Origin of the sequence: Roseicyclus persicicus (assembly GCF_012395815.1) — a bacterium.
In the GTDB taxonomy this organism is placed as follows: domain Bacteria; phylum Pseudomonadota; class Alphaproteobacteria; order Rhodobacterales; family Rhodobacteraceae; genus Roseicyclus; species Roseicyclus persicicus.
Genome location: NZ_JAAZQQ010000001.1, coordinates 288,304 through 304,417, shown reverse-complemented (window position 1 = coordinate 304,417; position 16,114 = coordinate 288,304). Strand labels below are relative to the sequence as shown.

Here is a 16,114-nt window from a genome sequence, read left to right as displayed (position 1 = left end):
AGAATGCAGGTCAGTGTTCGCGACAACAACGTCGATCAGGCACTCCGCGCCCTGAAGAAGAAGCTTCAGCGCGAGGGGGTTTTCCGTGAGATGAAGCTCAAGCAGCATTACGAGAAACCCTCGGAGAAGAAAGCGCGCGAGAAGGCCGAGGCCATCCGCCGCGCCCGCAAGCTGGCGCGCAAGAAGGCCCAGCGCGAAGGGCTTCTCTGAACGCCAGAGATCGGCTTTTGCGAGCCGCACAAGAAAAGAACCCCCGCGCCTCCGGCCCGGGGGTTTCGTTTTTCCGGCCACGGCGCGGCGCGGTTCAGTTCTGGGCGGCGGCGGCGGCCTGCTGCTGGCTCAGCGCGGCGCGAGCCTGCGCCTGCAACAGCTCCAGGTTGTCGTCGGAATCATCGTCGTAGATCCGGCTTTCCTGCACGCCCGGCAGCCGGGCGAACCGCTCCATCGTGCGGGCGGGGAACCAGCTGGTGCCGATCGATTCGAAGCCGGGCGTCTGGCTCAGCACGCGGCTGATCGACAGCGAGCACTGCGCCTGCGGCACCGGGCCCGCGGCCTGCACCGCCGCGATCAGGCTGGCGGCGGTGGCGGGGCTGATCTCCAGCTCCTGCACGACCACGTGGTAGGTCTCGCGCGCATGGTAGTCCATGTAGAAGCCCATGAACTGCGGGCTCATCCCGTAGAGCACGTCGTTGCGCTCGGGGATCATCGGGTGGTGCCAGCTGCCCGCCGGGTCGAACAGGATGCGCTGTTCGCCGTCGATCAGCAGCGCGGAATGGCCGCCCGACCCGCTGCGGTTCGAGATCATCGTGATCAGCGACAGCGTGGGCGTGCCGCCGGGCCGGTAGGCCGAGGCGCTGACGACCGCCTCGGGCGCCACGACCTCCTCGGCCGCGCACCCCGCAAGCGCGGCCACCACCACCAGGGCGGCAAGCAGCCGGCCGGCTCGGATCATCGTGCGAAGATGGCCAGGAAGACGAGGATCAGCAGGCAGACGATGGCGACATTCACGCTCATGCGCATGAAGCCCGCGAAGGTCTTCTCCTGCTCGGTGATGTCCATCTCGCCTTGCTTGTGGGAGTGATCGCCCATGGTATTCCCCCTATCGTCGGGTCCTGTTTCGCTGCGGCCCGGATAGCGCATTCCGCGGCGGCTGTCAGCCCTCAAGCCTCGGGCACGGCGCCGCAGGTCAGCCCGCGCGCCGCCACAGCCACGCCCCGTTGGCGCGCCGCTCGCGGCTGACCGCGCCGATGGCCAGAAGGTGGTTGAGATGCGCCACCGCCTCGACCAGCGCAAGCCCGTAGGTGCCCTCGTCGATCTGCCGCTTGTAGAGCGGTGGAAAGCATTCGACGGCGGTCTTCGGCCCCGTGGCAAGGTGGTCCACCAGGCGGGCCAGCGCGCCGTGGTGGTTGTCGACCAGCTGGCGCAGCCGGTCAGGCAGCCCGGTGAATGGCAGCTTGTGGCCCGGCAGGACCAGGTGGTCGGGCCGCGCCAGCGGCTGGAACCCGGCGCAGCTGGCCAGCCATTCGCCCACCGGGTCGGCGCCCGGCTCGGTCGCGTAGACGCCGAGGTTCGGCGAGATGGTGGCCAGCAGCTGGTCGCCGCCGATCACCAGCGCGTCGTCGCGGCTCCAGAACGTCGCGTGGTCCGGCGCGTGGCCCTGGCCAAAGCGGATGTCCCAGCTGCGGCCGCCCATGGTCAGCGTCCCGCCGTCCGACAGCCGGGTGAAGCCCAGCGGCATGGGGTGGACCACGTCGGCGAAGTTGAACGGCCGTTCCTGCCGCCGCTTGTCCAGCAGCGCCGCCTCCATCCCCGCGGCCTGCCAGAAGGCGACGGTCTCGGACCCCGGCACCGCCTGCTCGTCCAGCGTCAGCATCCGCGCGAACAGCCACCCGGTCCGCGGCATCAGGAGCTCGGCACCCCGCGCCTGGAACCAGCCGGCCAGGCCCACGTGGTCGGGGTGGTGATGGGTCACGACGACGCGCCGCACCGGCAGGCCCGCCAGCGGCCCGGCCAGCGCCGCCTCCCAGGTCGCGCGGATGCGGCGGGTGTCGAGGCCGGTGTCGACCAGCGTCCAGCCGTCCCCGTCGCGCAGCGCGTAGGCGTTGACGTGGTCCAGCACCATCGGCAGCGGGATCCGCAGCCACAGCACGCCGTCCGCGACCTCGATGGCCTCGCCGGGGTCCGGGGCCGCGTCGATGGGCGTCTGGATCATGCCGCGAGGTCGTCGGGCGACAGGTCGTAAAGGTCCGCCGCCCCCTGCCGCGCCTGCGCGAACAGGCCATGCGCCTCGGGCAGGAGCCGCGTGATGTAGAACCGCGCCAGCGCCGCCCGCGCGCTGCCCGCGCGCGCCGCCCGCAGGTGGTAGAGCGCGCCCATCACCCGGGCAAAGCCCATCATGTAGGGCACCGCGCCGCCGAACCGGTCGTTCAGCTCGCGGCCCAGCATGTCGCCGGTGGCCGCCCGCAGCGCCGCCGCCATCGCGGCCACCTCGGCGCCGAGGTCGCCGCCCGCGTCCAGGGCCTCGGCCTCGACCGCGTCGACCAGCGCGCCGATGGCCGCGCCGCCGTCCGACATCTTGCGCCCCGCAAGGTCCATGGCCTGGATCCCGTTGGTGCCCTCGTAGATCGCCGACACCCGCACGTCGCGCAGGTACTGCGCCACGCCCGTCTCCTCGATGAAGCCCATGCCGCCATGCACCTGGATGCCCATGTTGGCGACCTTGATCCCCGTCTCGGTGCCATAGGCCTTGGCGATCGGCGTCAGCACCGCCGCGCGCGCGGCCTGCGCCGCGTCGCCCGCATGGCCGAGGTCGATCGACACCGCGAGGTCCAGCGCCATGGCGCGGGCCGCGAAGGTCTCGGCCTTCATCTCCATCAGCATCCGCCGCACGTCGGCATGGTCCAGGATCGTGCCCGTGCCGCCCTCGATCAGCGGCCGCCCCTGCCGGCGCCCGGCCGCATAGGCCACCGCCGCCTGCGTCGCGGCGTCGGCGACCGACACGCCATGCACCGCCACGCCCAGCCGCGCATTGTTCATCATGGTGAACATCGCCGCCATGCCGTCGTTCTCGGCCCCGACCAGCCAGCCGGTCGCACCCTCGTACTGCATCACGCAGGTCGGGCTGCCGTGCAGGCCCAGCTTGTGCTCGAGGCTGACCACCTTGAGCGCGTTGGCGACGCCCGGGTTGCCGGCCGCGTCCGGGATCAGCTTGGGCACCAGGAACAGGGAAATCCCCTTGGTGCCCCGCGGCGCGTCGGGCAGCCGCGCCAGCACCAGGTGCACCACGTTCCCGGTAAAGTCGTTGTCGCCCCAGGAGATGTAGATCTTCTGCCCGGTGATCCGGTAGGTGCCGTCGCCCGCGGGCTCGGCCTTGGTCGTCAGGGCGCCCACGTCCGAGCCCGCCTGCGGCTCGGTCAGGTTCATGGTGCCGCACCACTCCCCGCTGGTCAGCTTCGGCAGGTACAGCGCCTTAAGGTCGTCCGACCCGTGATGCTCCAGCGCCTCGATCTGGCCCTGCGTCATCAGCGGGTTCATCTGCAGCGCAAGGCAGGCCGCCCCGGCCATGTCGTTCACGCAGGTCGCCACCGTCTGCGGCAGGCCCAGCCCGCCGTGCTCGGGATCGGCCGAGATCGCCGTCATCCCGGCCTCGGCCATCGCCCGGTAGCCCTCGGCATAGCCGGGCGGCGTGCGCACCACCCCGTTCTCCAGCCGCGAGGGCTGCAGGTCGCCGGCGCGGTTCAGCGGCGCGATCACCTCCTCGCAGATCCGCCCCGCCTCGCCCAGCAGGGCGCGGACGGTCTCGGGCGTCGCCTCGGCATGGCGCTCGGTCGCGGTCACGCGGTCGAAGCCGACGACATGGGTCAGCAGGAACTCGAACTCCGCGGTCGGGGCACGGTAGGGCATGGCGGGTCTCCCTGGTCGGTGCGGGCCTTGTCATTGCACGGGCGTGGCAAACGCGCTACCCCCTCGGCCCGGTCGTCCCTGACCTAGGGTCGCCCGCCCGCCCCGATCAACCGGAACGTCACGTCAGAGCGATGCCCGCGCCCGAGATCCTCCCCGACACGCGCGACGGCCACGCCCGCGCCGCGGCGCTCCTCCGGGGCGGCGCGCTGGTCGCCCTGCCGACGGAAACGGTCTACGGCCTGGCCGCCGACGCGCGCTCCGACACCGCCGTCGCCGCGATCTACGCGGCCAAGGGCCGGCCCAGCTTCAACCCGCTGATCGTCCACCTGCCCGACCTCGCCGCGGCCGAGGCGCTGGCGTCCTTCCCCGGCCCCGCGCTGGCGCTGGCCCGCGCCTTCTGGCCCGGCCCCCTCACGCTGGTCCTGCCGCTGAAACCCGGCCACGGCCTCCCGCCCCGCGTCACCGCCGGCCTGCCCACCGTGGCGATCCGCGTCCCCGCCCACCCCGCCATGCAGGCGGTGCTGCGCGCCTTCGGCGGCCCCGTCGCCGCCCCCTCCGCCAACCCCTCCGGCCGGATCAGCGCCACCACCGCGGCCCATGTCACCGCCGGCCTCGGCGACCGCATCGCCGCCGTGCTCGATGCCGGCCCCACCTCGGTCGGCGTCGAATCCACCATCCTCGCCCCCGCCGAGGGCGGCACCCGCCTCCTGCGCGAAGGCGGCCTCCCGCGCGAGGCGATCGAACCCCTCACCGGCCCCCTCCTTCTCGACACCACGCCCGGCGCCGCGGTCGAGGCCCCCGGCCAGCTCTCCAGCCACTACGCCCCCCGCGCGCCCCTCCACCTCGGCGGCCAGCCGCAGCCCGGCGAGATCACCATCGGCTTCGGCCCCACCGGGGGCGAGCTCACCCTCTCCGCCACCGGCGACCTCGCCGAGGCCGCGGCCAGGCTCTTCGCCACCCTCCACACCGCCGACGCGCTGGCCGAGGCCCGCCACGCCCCCGCGATCCGCGTCGCCGAGATCCCCGAAACCGGCCTCGGCCGCGCCATCAACGACCGCCTCCGCCGCGCCGCCGCCCCGCGCGGCTGACCCCTTCATCTTTCCCCAAATACGCCCTTCCGGCGCGACCCCGCCCTCAGGCGCACCACCTGTCCACGGCGCCAGACCCCACCTCATCTTTGCTTCCGAAATACTCCGGGGGGTCCGGGGGGCAGCGCCCCCCGGCGGGTCGGCGCCGAAGGCGACGAAAAACCCCCGCCGGTCCCGGGCGGGCGGCGGGGGCAAGGGGGGACCCGCGCGGGCGGCGCGCGGACCCGGGATCAGGGGTGGCTCAGCGCTCCATCTCGGCGCGCAGCTGCTGGCGCAGCACGTCGATGGGCACCGTCTGCCCGTCGCGGCGGAAATGCCAGTAGGTCCAGCCGTTGCACGACGGCGCGCCCTCCAGCCGGGCGCCGACCTGGTGGATCGAGCCCTTCACGTCATCGGCGATCAGCGTGCCGTCGACGCGCACCTTGGCCATCTGCCCGCGCGCGTTCACCAGCATCTCGCCCGGCCGCAGCATCCCGCGCTCGACCAGCTGGCCAAAGGGCACCCGCGGCTCCTGCCGCTTCGACACCGCCACCTCCAGCGCGCCGCGGTCCAGCCGGCGCACATTGCCCAGCCGCTTCTCGGCGATGGCGCGGTAGGCCTCCTCGCGCTCGATCCCGATCCAGTCGCGGCCCAGCATCTTGGCCACCGCCCCCGTGGTGCCGGTGCCGAAGAACGGGTCCAGCACCACGTCGCCGGGGTGCGTCGTGCCGACAAGGATCCGGTGCAGCAGCGCCTCGGGCTTCTGCGTCGGGTGGGCCTTGTCGCCCTTCTCGTCCTTCAGCCGCTCGCCGCCGTTGCAGATCGGGATCACCCAGTCCGACCGCATCTGCACGCCCTCGTTCAGCGCCTTCAGCGCCTCGTAGTTGAAGGTGTACTTCGCCGCCTCCGACTTCGACGCCCAGATCAGCGTCTCGTGCGCGTTGGTCAGCCGCTTGCCGCGGAAATTCGGCATCGGGTTCGACTTGCGCCAGACCACGTCGTTCAGGATCCAGAAGCCCTGGTTCTGCAGCTCGGCGCCGACGCGAAAGATGTTGTGGTAGCTGCCGATCACCCAGATCGCCCCGTCGGGCTTCAGCAGGCGCTGCGCCTCGGCCAGCCACGCCTTGGTGAAGGCGTCGTAGGCGGCGAAGGTGTCGAACTGGTCCCAGTGATCGTCGCAGGCGTCGACCAGCGTGTTGTTGGGCCGGTGCAGCGCGCCCTTGAGCTGCAGGTTGTAGGGCGGATCGGCAAAGATCAGGTCGACCGATGCCTCCGGCAGGCTCCGCATCACCTCGATGCAGTCACCGGCCAGAATCGTGTTGCGCGGCAGCGTGGCTGCCGCCTCGGATTTCGTTTTCGTTGTCATCTCTGCCTCTGGTCCGCGCCTCTGACGGGCGTTTGTCTCGGGATGGAGGCAGAATCGCCCAAGACCGATTCGGCGTCAATTTATTTTTTGGAATCAATGTGTTGGGCGGCACCCGACAGCAAGATGTTGTGCACCGGCCGGAACGACCGCCTATGGTGAGGCGTCACCCCCATATCTTGTAGGGCGGCGCGGTGTTCCGCCGTGGGGTAGCCCTGGTTGACCTCCCAGCCATAGCCGGGAAAGGCCCGCGCCAGCTCCGCCATGACCCGGTCGCGCGCGACCTTGGCCACGATCGAGGCCGCGGCGACCGACAGGCTGAGGGCGTCGCCCTTCACCAGCGTCACCCCCCGGCAGGGCAGCCCCTCGGGGCAGGCGTTGCCGTCGATCAGCGCCGCGTCGGGCACCCGTGCCAGGCCCTCGACCGCCCGGCGCATGGCCAGCAGCGACGCCGCGCGGATGTTCAGCCGGTCGATCTCCTCGACGCTGGCCCAGGCCAGGCTGACCTCGGCGGTCTCGTGGATCAGGTCGAACAACGCGGCGCGGCGGCGGGCGGTCAGCGCCTTGGAATCGTTCAGCCCCGGCGGCAGGCGCGCGGGGTCGAGCACGACGGCGGCCGCCGCCACGGGCCCGGCCAGCGGCCCGCGCCCCGCCTCGTCCACGCCGGCGACGCGGCCGCCGAGGGCGATCTCGTGGGTCAGTTCGGGCTGGCTGCGCGGCATGGGGGCGTCATCCCACGCCGCGCGCGCCGGCACAAGCCGGGCGGCTCAGTGGCCGTAGCCGATCTCGTGCTGCCAGCCGTGCTGGCTCATGCAGCGGGCGCCGTAGAAGGTCTGCCGCCCGTGCTGGGTGTGGTAGTCGCGGGCGCAGGCATCGGGCAGGCCGTGGCGGACCGAATGCTGCAGGCAGGGGCCGGAATAGCCGCGGAAATAGCCGTCCCGGGCCGGGAACTCGACGTAACAATGCGCCGGGGCGATCCGGCCGTGGGGGGCGGGCACGTGGTATTGCCGCGTCGGGTGGTTGCGGTCGTTCGACATCTCGATGGCGCGGCCGATGGCATAGAGCGCGATGATCCCGCCGAGGATGCGCGCGGCATCGTCGGCATCGGCACGGGCGGGCGCAGCGGTGGCGCCAAGGCCACCCAGCGCGACGGCCGCGGCCAGCGCGAAGGCGGAGAGGGAAGAGCGTAGGGAGCGGAACATGGCAGGTCTCCGGTCGGGTGCATGGGTCGGCGTGCGCCAGGTGCCGCACGCCCTGCCCGCACTGTTCCCCCCTGCGCCCGTGCCGCTCAATATCGGGGCCGTGTTATTGGATAACGGCGGCACCGCGGACGACCGTCATTGCATGACGCCCCCCCATGCCGCACATCGGGTCAGGACGGCCCGACGCAACGGGTCCCCGCCCGAGACCAGAGCAGACCCATGATGACCCGCCTCCTGATCCCAGCCCTCCTCGCGCTCGTCGCCGCCGGCCCCGCCCAGGCCTGTTACGCCGACTATCGCGCAAAGATGGATAACCCCCTCAGACTGCACTACGGTGTGATCGACCTGCCCGACGACGCCTGTTCGATCCCGGCCGCCACGCCGCTGATCGCGCAGCGGCTGGCGGCGGGGGGATGGCAGTTGTTGCAGGTGGTGTCGGTCTTCGACGAGACCGGCCTCGCCGCAAGGAGGGCGGATGCCGGAGAGTATTACCTCCGTTTCTGAGACGCGCGCCGCCTCGGCGCGGATCGTGCAGCTGGGCATTCTCGCGGTGGTCGCCGTCCTGGTGACCTCGGCGGTGCTCCTGTTCCTGAACCTGCCCGACGCCGACGCCTTCAACGCGGCGGTCGAGGAGGTGTTCGTCCTGAACGACGTGCGTAACCCCGACGCGACGCGGGTGCTGGAGGTGATGGCGCAGACCGGCACCTCCTTCGCCAAGGTGCTGGCCAGCTACCGGGCGGTGATCTTCGTGCTGATGGTCTTCGCCACCGCACTGCTGGTGGCGTGCCTCGTGTTCCTCGTCACCATCGTGACCCTGAACCGCCGCATCGGCCAGATCGAGCGGCAGGGCATCCAGGTGTCGTCCCTGATCCTCAGCCGGGAGGAACGGGTGGTGCTGATCAACAACCTCGAGTTCAAGCTGACCGACGCGGCGATGGAAACGCTCAGCGTGCTGGCCGAGGCGCGGCTCGACGACGAGGTGCTGACCGGCGCGCAGATCGAGGCGATGGTGTCCGGCAAGCACGAGAGCGACGCCGACGAGGCCGCCGGCGCGACCCGGATCAAGCGGCTGCGCGACACGCTGGGCAACCAGATCGTCAGCGAGCTCCTGGTCAAGAACATCGCCCGGCGCGGCTACGTGCTGGCGATCGACAAGGACGTGATCCGCATGATCTGACCCGGCGCCGCCGGGCCCTGAAACGAAAAACGCGGCCCCGGGGGCCGCGTTTTCCGCATCTGGGTGCTCAGGCGCCTCAGCAATAGGGCGCGCCGCGGCCGTAGCCGGCCGCATCGGTGATGTTGCCGTTGTCGGCATCGGTCCGGCCGGTGTACAGGCCGCCGCCGCCCCGGCCGCAGCCGCCGCGGTCGGTCCAGTTGCCGTTGTCGATGTCGGTCGCCTGGGCCTGGGCCGAGCCGCCCGTCAGGGCCGCCGCGGCACCGGCGGCGCCGCCGACGGCCACGAGGCCCAGAAAGCCGCGCCGGCCGGCATGGTGTTCGGTCTTGATGTCGCTGTCGGACAGCGTCTTGGGGGTCTTCTTGTCGTCGCTGGACATGGCACGTGTCTCCTTTAGCCGCTGTCTTGCTGTCGGTCCCTGCGGCACCATCGCAGAGCTTAACCATCCGGTCAACTTCGGGTTTCCCCGAGGTCGGAAAGGGATTGAGACCCGGGGCGGGGCGTGCTCTGAGTGTCACGGCACCCGATCCGACAGCCCAAACGTGAGCGACCATGACCTCCAAGGACTACAGCTTCGACTGGACCCTCGCCCCGGTCACCCAGGACACCTTCTTCACCGAGTACTTCGAGAAGAAGCCGCTGCGCATCGCGCGGAACGATCCCGGCTACTACGCCGGCCTCCTGTCCTTCGACGACATCGACCGGGTGGTGGCGACCATGGGCCTGTCGGTGCCCGAGATCAACGTGACCAAGGCCGGCGGCAGCATCACGCCCGCGGACTTCGCCTACGAAAGCGGCTTCGTCGACCCGGTGCGGGTGACGCGGCTGTTCGACGAGGGCGCGACCGTGATCCTGTCGGGCCTGCACGAGCGGCTGCCGGAACTGGCGCGGTTCTGCCGGGCGCTCGAGGCGGTGATGTCCTGCCGGGTGCAGACCAACATCTACATGACCCAGGCCCAGAGCCAGGGCTTCCGCGCGCACTACGACGACCACGACGTGATCGTGATGCAGATCGCGGGCACCAAGGAATGGCGCTTCTACGACACGCCGGTCCCGCTTCCGCTGACCACGCAGGCCTTCAACCCCGACGACGTGCAGGTGGGGGAGGAAACCGAACGCTTCCTGCTGCAGCCGGGCGACATGCTCTACGTGCCGCGCGGGCTGGCCCATGACGCGGTGGCCACCGGCGAGCCGTCGCTGCACATCACCACCGGGCTGATGTTCCGCACCTGGGCCGACGTGCTGGTCGAGGCGGTCAACGTCATGGCCCACAAGGAGCCGTCGCTGCGCCATGCCCTGCCGCCGGGCTACGCCAACCCGGGCTACGACTACGCGCAGCACCAGGCCGCCTTCGAGGAGATGCTGGGGCTGGTCGCGCACGAGGCGCCGCTGGGCAAGCTGATGGAAAGCTTCCGCCAGGAATTCCTGACCGGCCGGGTGCCGCGGGTCGAAGGGCAGATGGCGCAGGTGGCCAGGCTCAAGGCGCTGACCGTGGACAGCCGGGTGGGCGCCCGGCCGCACCTGATCCACGACCTGCGGCACCTGGCCGACGAGGGGCTGGTGCGGCTGGTGTGCCACGGCGCCGAGATCGAGCTGCCGGAATTCGCGAAGGAACCGCTGGAATACGCGATCGCGACGCGGGATTTCCGCGTCGGCGACCTGCCCGGCGACCTCGACGACGCGGGCAAGCTGGTGCTGGTGCGGCGGCTGGTGCGCGAAGGGCTGATGCTGGTGCACTGACCCCGGGCAGGGGTTGCGCCGGCTGCGCCGTCGCCGGGGGCGCGCCGCTTGCGCGGCGCGGGGCCCCTGTCGGACGCCGTGGCTGGGGGGGAACGTCGCCTCGGGGGGCCAGCCCCCCGGCGCCCCTGGCGCCTCCCCCTGGAGTATTTCCGAAGCAAAGATGAGCCGTTAGGGGTTTCTTGACGACTCGGGCCGCAGGATGGCCCCGCGGTACAGGCTGGAGAGCCGATGACCGCAAGCGAAGATGAGGCGTCCCCCACCCGCTGCGTCCGGCGCCCGGGCGGGGGACGACCCTGCCCCATCTTTGCTTTCCAAATACTCAAGCCCAACCTCGCCGTGCGTGCGCCGCCTGACCAGGGGCAGACCCTCGCAGCACGCGCCGCCTGAGCCGACCCCCTTGGGGGGCGGCGAGGCAAAGGACTTGCGCGGAACGCGCGCCTTTGGATCAGGGGTGCGCGGTCACTCGTCCCGCGTTTCGCCCGCGGCGGGGACAAGGCCGTAGCGCGCCGCCACCCGCCAGACATGCGGCGGGACCATGTTCTTGACCCGCGCCGGGTAGGCGCGGCGCAGGTGCAGGATCGTCTCGATCGCCTTCATCTCGACCCTCGCCCGGGCGAATTCCAGCCCCCGCGGCCCGATCCGCGGCTGCAGGAAGGCCACGATGGGTCGCGCCCAGTCGGGCATCGCCCGCAGCGGCAGCCCCCCCGCCGCGCGCTCGGTATTGGCGAGAAAGCCCTTCACCGCGCCCCCGCGCTTGCCCTTGTCGGTCAGCCGGCGTTCCTCCAGCCGACCCCGGATCGCCTCCAGCATCTCCGCGCCGCGGTGGTTGCGCACGATCAGCCACTGGTCGCCGTCGCCGCCCATGTAGCCCACCGTGATGTCGGCCAGCCGGTTGGTGTAGTCGACGCAGGTCTTGCAGGTCATCGGGAAGAAATCGGGCCTGAGCTTGGAAATCGGCAGCTTCAGGAAGGGCACCGTCCGTGTCGGCCGCCCGTCGTCGAAGCGCAGCTCGACCCGGTAATCGGCGCGGAACTCGAGGTAGGAGATCGTGTCGGGCCGCGTGTCCAGCAGCGCGAGGAACTCGTGGAAATTCTCGGTCGTGGTGTTGTCCGAACAGGGCGTGCCGATGACGTAGATCCGGCGGAACCCCAGCTCCGCCTCGATCTGGCGCAGCGCGTAGACCTGGCAGGGAATGCCGATCACCGCGATGCGCCTGTGGCCGGCCGCCGCCGCGGGTGCCAGCGCGGCCAGCGTCGGCGCGTAGCCCATCCGCATCCCGCGGCACTGCGCGAGCTCCGCCGGGTCGGTCACGATCACCGGCTCGGGGCGCCACTTGTCCTCGGGGTGCGGGCGCACGGCCAGCACCGCGTCGACCTTGCCGGCCTCCAGCAGCGCCGCGGCCAGCGCCGTGGTGATCCCGGTCCACTGCGCCCCCGGCGCGGGCGGGGCCAGCCGCGCCCGCAGCATCGCCTGCGTCACGCCGAAAAACGCCTCCTCGCCCAGCTCGGGGTCGGCCACCCGGCCATGGACGCGGTGCTCCGTCCCCTCGTAGTCGGGCTGGATGAACTGGCAGGCCCGCCCGCAGGCGCGCCCGTCGCCCATCCGGCTGACCCCGCAGTCGGTGCAGAGGCCGGGCCGCGCCGCGCCGGGCAGCACGGGGACGGCAAGTCCGGGCGTCGAGAGATCCTTGGGCATGGGGCAGGTCCGGTCACAGGGCAGGCCCCCACTATCCGCCCCGCGACCGAAAGTGTCAACTTGAGTTTACACATCCGGTCTGACACTGCACGGACCCCCGCTGGTGCCTTGCATCCGCCCCCCGACCCGGCCAAACCTTGGCCCCAAGGCACCCAGACCGCGGGGAGGGCGGATGGCGCACCAGCAACCGACGCTCGACCTGTCGCCGCCGATCGGCGACGCGACGCACAAGACCACCTGCTACATGTGCGCCTGCCGCTGCGGGATCGACGTGCACCTCAAGGGCGGCCGCGTCGCCTACATCGAGGGCAACCGCGACCACCCGGTGAACAAGGGCGTGCTCTGCGCCAAGGGCAGCGCGGGGATCATGCAGGTCAACGCGCCCTCCCGCCTGCGCGCGCCGCTGCGCCGGGTCGGCCCGCGCGGCTCCGGCCAGTTCGAGGAGATCAGCTGGGACGAGGCGCTGCAGACCGCCGTCGACTGGATGGCCCCGCTCCGCGCCACCGCGCCCGAGAAACTCGCCTTCTTCACCGGCCGCGACCAGTCGCAGTCGCTGACCGGCTGGTGGGCGCAGATGTTCGGCACGCCGAACTACGCGGCCCATGGCGGCTTCTGCTCGGTCAACATGGCCGCCGCGGGCATCGCCACGATGGGCGGCGCCTTCTGGGAATTCGGCCAGCCGGATTGGGAGCGGGCCAGGCTCCTCCTCCTCTTCGGCGTGGCCGAGGACCATGATTCGAACCCGATCAAGATCGGCATCGGCCAGCTCAAGGACCGCGGCGCGCGGATCATCGGGATCAACCCGATCCGCACCGGCTACAACGCCGTCGCAGACGACTGGATCGGCATCACACCCGGCACCGACGGCCTCCTGATCCTGTCGCTGGTTCATTGCCTCCTGCAGGCCGGCAAGGTCGACCTCGACTACCTCGCGCGCTGGACCAACGCGCCCCTGCTGGTGAACGAGGACCCCAAAAGCCCCGACCGCGGCCTGTTCCTGCGCGACGCCGCCGGCAAGCCGCTGGTCCTCGACCGCCGCACCGGCCTGCCCGTGGCCTTCGACGCGCCCGGGGTGAAACCCGGCCTCGCCCATGGCTACCGCCGCGCCGGCATCACCCACCGCCCGGTGTTCCAGATCCTAGCCGACCGCTACCTGTCGCCCGACTACGCCCCCGAGACGGTCGCCGACCGCTGCGGCGTCCCCGCGCCCCGCATCCGGGCGCTGGCAGCCGAGCTCGCCCATGTCGCCTTCGATCAGGCGATCGAGATCGCCGAGCCCTGGACCGATTTCCGCGGCGAACGCCACGAAACCGTCACCGGCCGCCCCGTCGCCATGCACGCCATGCGCGGCATCTCGGCCCATTCCAACGGCTTCCAGACCGCCCGCGCGCTGCACCTGCTGCAGATCCTGCTCGGCACCGTGGAAACCCCCGGCGGCTTCCGCTTCAAGCCGCCCTGCCCCAAACCGATGGAGGCCCAGCCGCGCCCGAACGCCCGCGCCACCCCCGGCCAGCCGCTGAAAGGGCCGCACCTCGGCTTCCCCCTCGGCCCCGAGGATCTCGCCGTCGACGCCGCGGGCCGGCCGCTGCGCATCGACAAGGCGTTCAGCTGGGAAAACCCGCTGTCCGCCCATGGCCTGATGCACATGGTCATCGCCAATGCCCATGCCGGCGACCCCTACAGGATCGACACCCTGTTCCTCTACATGGCGAACATGGCGTGGAACTCCTCGATGGGCACGGAACGCGTCACCCGGATGCTCACCGACATCGACCCGGACACGGGCGAGTATGTCATCCCCCGCATCATCTACTCCGACGCCTATTCCTCCGAGATGGTCGCCTATGCCGACCTGATCCTGCCCGACACCACCTACCTCGAACGCCACGACTGCATCAGCCTGCTCGACCGCCCGATCTCCGAGGCCGACGCCGCGGGCGACGCGATCCGCTGGCCGGTGGTGGAGCCCGACCGCGACGTGCGCGGCTTCCAGTCCGTCCTGATCGACCTCGGCGCGCGGCTGGGCCTGCCGGGCTTCGTCACCGACGACGGCCGCCCCGCCTACGCCGACTACGCCGACTACATCCAGCGCCACGAACGCCGCCCCGGCATCGGCCCCCTGATGGGCTTCCGCGGCGACGGCACCGACACGGGTCGCGGCGCGCCCAACGGGGACCAGATCGCGCGCTACATCGACAACGGCGGCGTCTTCACCCACCATATCCCCACCGGCGCCCGCTTCATGAAGCCGTGGAACGCGGCCTACCAGGACTGGGCCATCGCGCTCGGCCTGCAGGACAGGCGACAGCCCTACCTCTTCAACCTCTGGCTCGAACCGCTGCGCCGCTTCCAGCGCGCCGCCGAAGGCCAGGGCGACCACCAGCCGCCCGACCACCTCCGCGCCCGCCTCGTCGCCGCGATGGACCCGCTCCCGCACTGGTCCGAACCGCTGGAACAGGCCGCGATCGACCAGTCCGACTACCCGCTCCACGCCCTCACCCAGCGCCCGATGGCGATGTATCACAGCTGGGGCAGCCAGAACGCCTGGCTCCGGCAGATCCACGGGGAAAACCCCCTCTACCTGCCCACCGCCGTCTGGGAGGCGCAGGGCTTCGCCGAGGGCGACTGGGCCCGCGTCACCTCCCCCCATGGCGAGATCGTGGTGCCCGTCGCCCACATGGCCGCCCTGAACCCGCACACGGTCTGGACCTGGAACGCCATCGGCAAGCGCAAGGGCGCCTGGGCGCTCGACCCCAGGGCGCCCGAGGCGACCCGCGGCTTCCTTCTCAATCATCTTATACATGAACTTCTGCCGCCCAGGGGCGACGGCCACCGCTGGGCCAACTCCGACCCGGTGACGGGACAAGCCGCCTGGTTCGACCTCCGCGTCCGCGTCGAAAAGGCCCCCGCCCCGCAGGAATCGCAACCCGCCTTCCCCCCGCTCGCCTCGCCCGTCGGGCAGGGCCCCGCCACCCTCGCCTGGAAGATCGGCCCATGACCCCCCGCATCTTTGCTTTCCAAATACTCTCGGGGGGTCGAGGGGGGCAGACAGCCCCCCTCGCTTCGGTCGCCCGCACAAGCGGGCGAAACCCCTCCGCTTCCACGAGACGCAGCGCATGACCACCCGCCACGCGACATCCTCCGACGGCACCCGCATCGCCTACACCACCGCGGGCGACCCCGGCGCGCCGGCGATCCTCCTGATCCACGGCTGGGCGCAGCAGTTCACCTGCTGGCAACCCACGCTCGACCGGCTGGCCGACCGCTTCCACCTCGTCGCGATGGACCTGCGCGGCCATGGCGCCTCCGACCAGCCCGCCGACCCCGCCGCCTACACCGACACCGCGCTCTGGGGCGACGACGTGCAGGCGGTGATCGACGCCGAACGCCTCCACCGCCCCACCCTCGCCGGCTGGTCCTACGGCTCCCGCGTCATCGCCGCCCACATCGCCACCCATGGCGACGCCCACCTCGCCGGCATCGTGCTGGCGGGCGGCATCCTCGCCATCGGCGCCGCGCGCGAGGACTGGATGGTGGGCGCCGCCTCCCCCGGCCGCGACCGCGACCTCTACACCGACGACGTGCCGCGCCGGCTGGCCGCCACCGCCCGCTTCGTGGACGCCTGCACCGAACAGCCCCTGGACCGCCTCACCTACGCCAGCCTCGTCGGCGCCAACATGCTCTGCCCCGCCCATGTCCGCCGCGCGCTGTTCGGCGCCGATGTCGACGTCCGCCCGGTCTACGCCGCGATGGCCTGCCCGGGCCTCGTCATCCACGGCCTGTCCGACAGCGTCGTCACCCCCGCCACCGGCGAGGCCGCCGCCCGCCTCATGCCCAACGGCCGCTTCCTCGGCTACGCAGGCGTCGGCCACGCCCCCTTCCTCGAGGCGCCCGACCGCTTCGCCGACGATCTCGCGGGCTTCGTGGCCGCGCAGGGCACAGGGGGCGCCGATGGCTGAGCCGTATGCAC

The 16,114-nt window shown here is 71.5% G+C and carries 16 protein-coding genes; 7 read left to right on the top strand and 9 right to left on the bottom strand.

Annotated features, from left to right (window positions below):
• Window positions 1-3 precede the first annotated feature (3 nt).
• The gene (gene rpsU, locus HCU73_RS01560; RefSeq protein ID WP_025310998.1) at window positions 4-210 is read left to right on the top strand and encodes a 30S ribosomal protein S21; all 207 of its coding nucleotides are present in this window, start codon (window positions 4-6) and stop codon (window positions 208-210) included.
• Between the two features lie 94 nt (window positions 211-304).
• Here the strand turns inward: rpsU and HCU73_RS01555 are convergent, their stop codons facing one another.
• The 4 genes from HCU73_RS01555 to HCU73_RS01540 form a co-directional block, all read right to left on the bottom strand.
• Window positions 305-952 (bottom strand): hypothetical protein, encoded by a 648-nt coding sequence (locus tag HCU73_RS01555; RefSeq protein ID WP_168621644.1) that lies wholly within the window; start codon window positions 950-952, stop codon window positions 305-307.
• On the bottom strand, window positions 949-1,089 hold the full coding sequence (locus HCU73_RS01550) for an aa3-type cytochrome c oxidase subunit IV (protein ID WP_168621643.1): 141 nt from the start codon (window positions 1,087-1,089) through the stop codon (window positions 949-951). The genes HCU73_RS01555 and HCU73_RS01550 overlap by 4 nt, the downstream gene beginning before the upstream one ends.
• Window positions 1,090-1,186: 97 nt before the next feature.
• On the bottom strand, window positions 1,187-2,212 hold the full coding sequence (locus HCU73_RS01545) for an MBL fold metallo-hydrolase (RefSeq protein WP_168621642.1): 1,026 nt from the start codon (window positions 2,210-2,212) through the stop codon (window positions 1,187-1,189).
• Entirely contained in the window at window positions 2,209-3,903 is a 1,695-nt protein-coding gene (locus tag HCU73_RS01540; RefSeq protein WP_168621641.1) for an acyl-CoA dehydrogenase family protein, read from the bottom strand. The genes HCU73_RS01545 and HCU73_RS01540 overlap by 4 nt, the downstream gene beginning before the upstream one ends.
• 131 nt (window positions 3,904-4,034) lie before the next feature.
• On the opposite strand from HCU73_RS01540, the gene HCU73_RS01535 reads away from it, so the two are divergent.
• Complete coding sequence (locus HCU73_RS01535; protein WP_168621640.1) at window positions 4,035-4,991, top strand: L-threonylcarbamoyladenylate synthase; 957 nt, start codon at window positions 4,035-4,037, stop codon at window positions 4,989-4,991.
• Window positions 4,992-5,232: 241 nt separating this feature from the next.
• Here HCU73_RS01535 and HCU73_RS01530 read toward each other — a convergent pair whose 3' ends face one another.
• The 3 genes from HCU73_RS01530 to HCU73_RS01520 all read right to left on the bottom strand — a co-directional run bounded on the left by HCU73_RS01530 (window position 5,233) and on the right by HCU73_RS01520 (window position 7,535).
• Window positions 5,233-6,336, bottom strand: a complete 1,104-nt coding sequence (locus HCU73_RS01530; RefSeq protein WP_168621639.1) for a site-specific DNA-methyltransferase — start codon at window positions 6,334-6,336, stop codon at window positions 5,233-5,235.
• Between the two features lie 80 nt (window positions 6,337-6,416).
• The gene (locus HCU73_RS01525; protein WP_168621638.1) at window positions 6,417-7,055 is read right to left on the bottom strand and encodes a ribonuclease HII; all 639 of its coding nucleotides are present in this window, start codon (window positions 7,053-7,055) and stop codon (window positions 6,417-6,419) included.
• A gap of 45 nt (window positions 7,056-7,100) precedes the next feature.
• Window positions 7,101-7,535: a hypothetical protein gene (locus HCU73_RS01520; protein ID WP_168621637.1), complete on the bottom strand. Its 435-nt coding sequence runs from the start codon at window positions 7,533-7,535 to the stop codon at window positions 7,101-7,103.
• A 219-nt stretch (window positions 7,536-7,754) separates the two neighbouring features.
• On the opposite strand from HCU73_RS01520, the gene HCU73_RS01515 reads away from it, so the two are divergent.
• Both HCU73_RS01515 and HCU73_RS01510 read left to right on the top strand, forming a co-directional pair.
• Window positions 7,755-8,039 carry a hypothetical protein gene (locus HCU73_RS01515; RefSeq protein WP_168621636.1) on the top strand — a complete coding sequence of 95 codons (285 nt, stop codon included), beginning with the start codon at window positions 7,755-7,757 and terminating at the stop codon, window positions 8,037-8,039.
• Complete coding sequence (locus tag HCU73_RS01510) at window positions 8,011-8,712, top strand: winged helix-turn-helix domain-containing protein (RefSeq protein ID WP_168621635.1); 702 nt, start codon at window positions 8,011-8,013, stop codon at window positions 8,710-8,712. Before HCU73_RS01515 ends, HCU73_RS01510 begins: the two co-directional genes overlap by 29 nt.
• 76 nt (window positions 8,713-8,788) lie before the next feature.
• On the opposite strand, the gene HCU73_RS01505 is transcribed toward HCU73_RS01510, so the two are convergent.
• Window positions 8,789-9,088 carry a hypothetical protein gene (locus HCU73_RS01505; RefSeq protein WP_168621634.1) on the bottom strand — a complete coding sequence of 100 codons (300 nt, stop codon included), beginning with the start codon at window positions 9,086-9,088 and terminating at the stop codon, window positions 8,789-8,791.
• A gap of 173 nt (window positions 9,089-9,261) precedes the next feature.
• Between HCU73_RS01505 and HCU73_RS01500 the strand changes: the two genes are divergently transcribed.
• Complete coding sequence (locus tag HCU73_RS01500; RefSeq protein ID WP_168621633.1) at window positions 9,262-10,449, top strand: cupin domain-containing protein; 1,188 nt, start codon at window positions 9,262-9,264, stop codon at window positions 10,447-10,449.
• Window positions 10,450-10,908: 459 nt separating this feature from the next.
• Here HCU73_RS01500 and HCU73_RS01495 read toward each other — a convergent pair whose 3' ends face one another.
• Window positions 10,909-12,144, bottom strand: coding sequence for a Coenzyme F420 hydrogenase/dehydrogenase, beta subunit C-terminal domain (locus HCU73_RS01495; protein ID WP_168621632.1), 1,236 nt, complete (start codon window positions 12,142-12,144; stop codon window positions 10,909-10,911).
• A 172-nt stretch (window positions 12,145-12,316) separates the two neighbouring features.
• Here HCU73_RS01495 and HCU73_RS01490 point away from each other — a divergent pair, with 172 nt between their 5' ends.
• Together HCU73_RS01490 and HCU73_RS01485 are read left to right on the top strand one after the other, a co-directional pair.
• Window positions 12,317-15,142, top strand: coding sequence for a molybdopterin oxidoreductase family protein (locus HCU73_RS01490; protein ID WP_168621631.1), 2,826 nt, complete (start codon window positions 12,317-12,319; stop codon window positions 15,140-15,142).
• A 118-nt stretch (window positions 15,143-15,260) separates the two neighbouring features.
• Entirely contained in the window at window positions 15,261-16,103 is an 843-nt protein-coding gene (locus HCU73_RS01485; RefSeq protein ID WP_168621630.1) for an alpha/beta fold hydrolase, read from the top strand.
• The last annotated feature ends 11 nt before the right edge of the window (window positions 16,104-16,114 follow it).

What these genes read in the sequence shown, in the direction of transcription:
- HCU73_RS01490 (WP_168621631.1), top strand. Translation starts at nt 12,317, where the DNA reads ATGGCGCACCAGCAACCGACGCTCGACCTGTCGCCGCCGATCGGCGAC.
- HCU73_RS01540 (WP_168621641.1), bottom strand. Translation starts at nt 3,903, where the DNA reads ATGCCCTACCGTGCCCCGACCGCGGAGTTCGAGTTCCTGCTGACCCAT.
- HCU73_RS01510 (WP_168621635.1), top strand. Translation starts at nt 8,011, where the DNA reads ATGCCGGAGAGTATTACCTCCGTTTCTGAGACGCGCGCCGCCTCGGCG.
- HCU73_RS01555 (WP_168621644.1), bottom strand. Translation starts at nt 952, where the DNA reads ATGATCCGAGCCGGCCGGCTGCTTGCCGCCCTGGTGGTGGTGGCCGCG.
- HCU73_RS01500 (WP_168621633.1), top strand. Translation starts at nt 9,262, where the DNA reads ATGACCTCCAAGGACTACAGCTTCGACTGGACCCTCGCCCCGGTCACC.
- HCU73_RS01530 (WP_168621639.1), bottom strand. Translation starts at nt 6,336, where the DNA reads ATGACAACGAAAACGAAATCCGAGGCGGCAGCCACGCTGCCGCGCAAC.
- HCU73_RS01525 (WP_168621638.1), bottom strand. Translation starts at nt 7,055, where the DNA reads ATGCCGCGCAGCCAGCCCGAACTGACCCACGAGATCGCCCTCGGCGGC.
- HCU73_RS01485 (WP_168621630.1), top strand. Translation starts at nt 15,261, where the DNA reads ATGACCACCCGCCACGCGACATCCTCCGACGGCACCCGCATCGCCTAC.
- HCU73_RS01505 (WP_168621634.1), bottom strand. Translation starts at nt 9,088, where the DNA reads ATGTCCAGCGACGACAAGAAGACCCCCAAGACGCTGTCCGACAGCGAC.
- HCU73_RS01545 (WP_168621642.1), bottom strand. Translation starts at nt 2,212, where the DNA reads ATGATCCAGACGCCCATCGACGCGGCCCCGGACCCCGGCGAGGCCATC.
- HCU73_RS01550 (WP_168621643.1), bottom strand. Translation starts at nt 1,089, where the DNA reads ATGGGCGATCACTCCCACAAGCAAGGCGAGATGGACATCACCGAGCAG.
- HCU73_RS01515 (WP_168621636.1), top strand. Translation starts at nt 7,755, where the DNA reads ATGATGACCCGCCTCCTGATCCCAGCCCTCCTCGCGCTCGTCGCCGCC.
- HCU73_RS01520 (WP_168621637.1), bottom strand. Translation starts at nt 7,535, where the DNA reads ATGTTCCGCTCCCTACGCTCTTCCCTCTCCGCCTTCGCGCTGGCCGCG.
- HCU73_RS01535 (WP_168621640.1), top strand. Translation starts at nt 4,035, where the DNA reads ATGCCCGCGCCCGAGATCCTCCCCGACACGCGCGACGGCCACGCCCGC.
- rpsU (WP_025310998.1), top strand. Translation starts at nt 4, where the DNA reads ATGCAGGTCAGTGTTCGCGACAACAACGTCGATCAGGCACTCCGCGCC.
- HCU73_RS01495 (WP_168621632.1), bottom strand. Translation starts at nt 12,144, where the DNA reads ATGCCCAAGGATCTCTCGACGCCCGGACTTGCCGTCCCCGTGCTGCCC.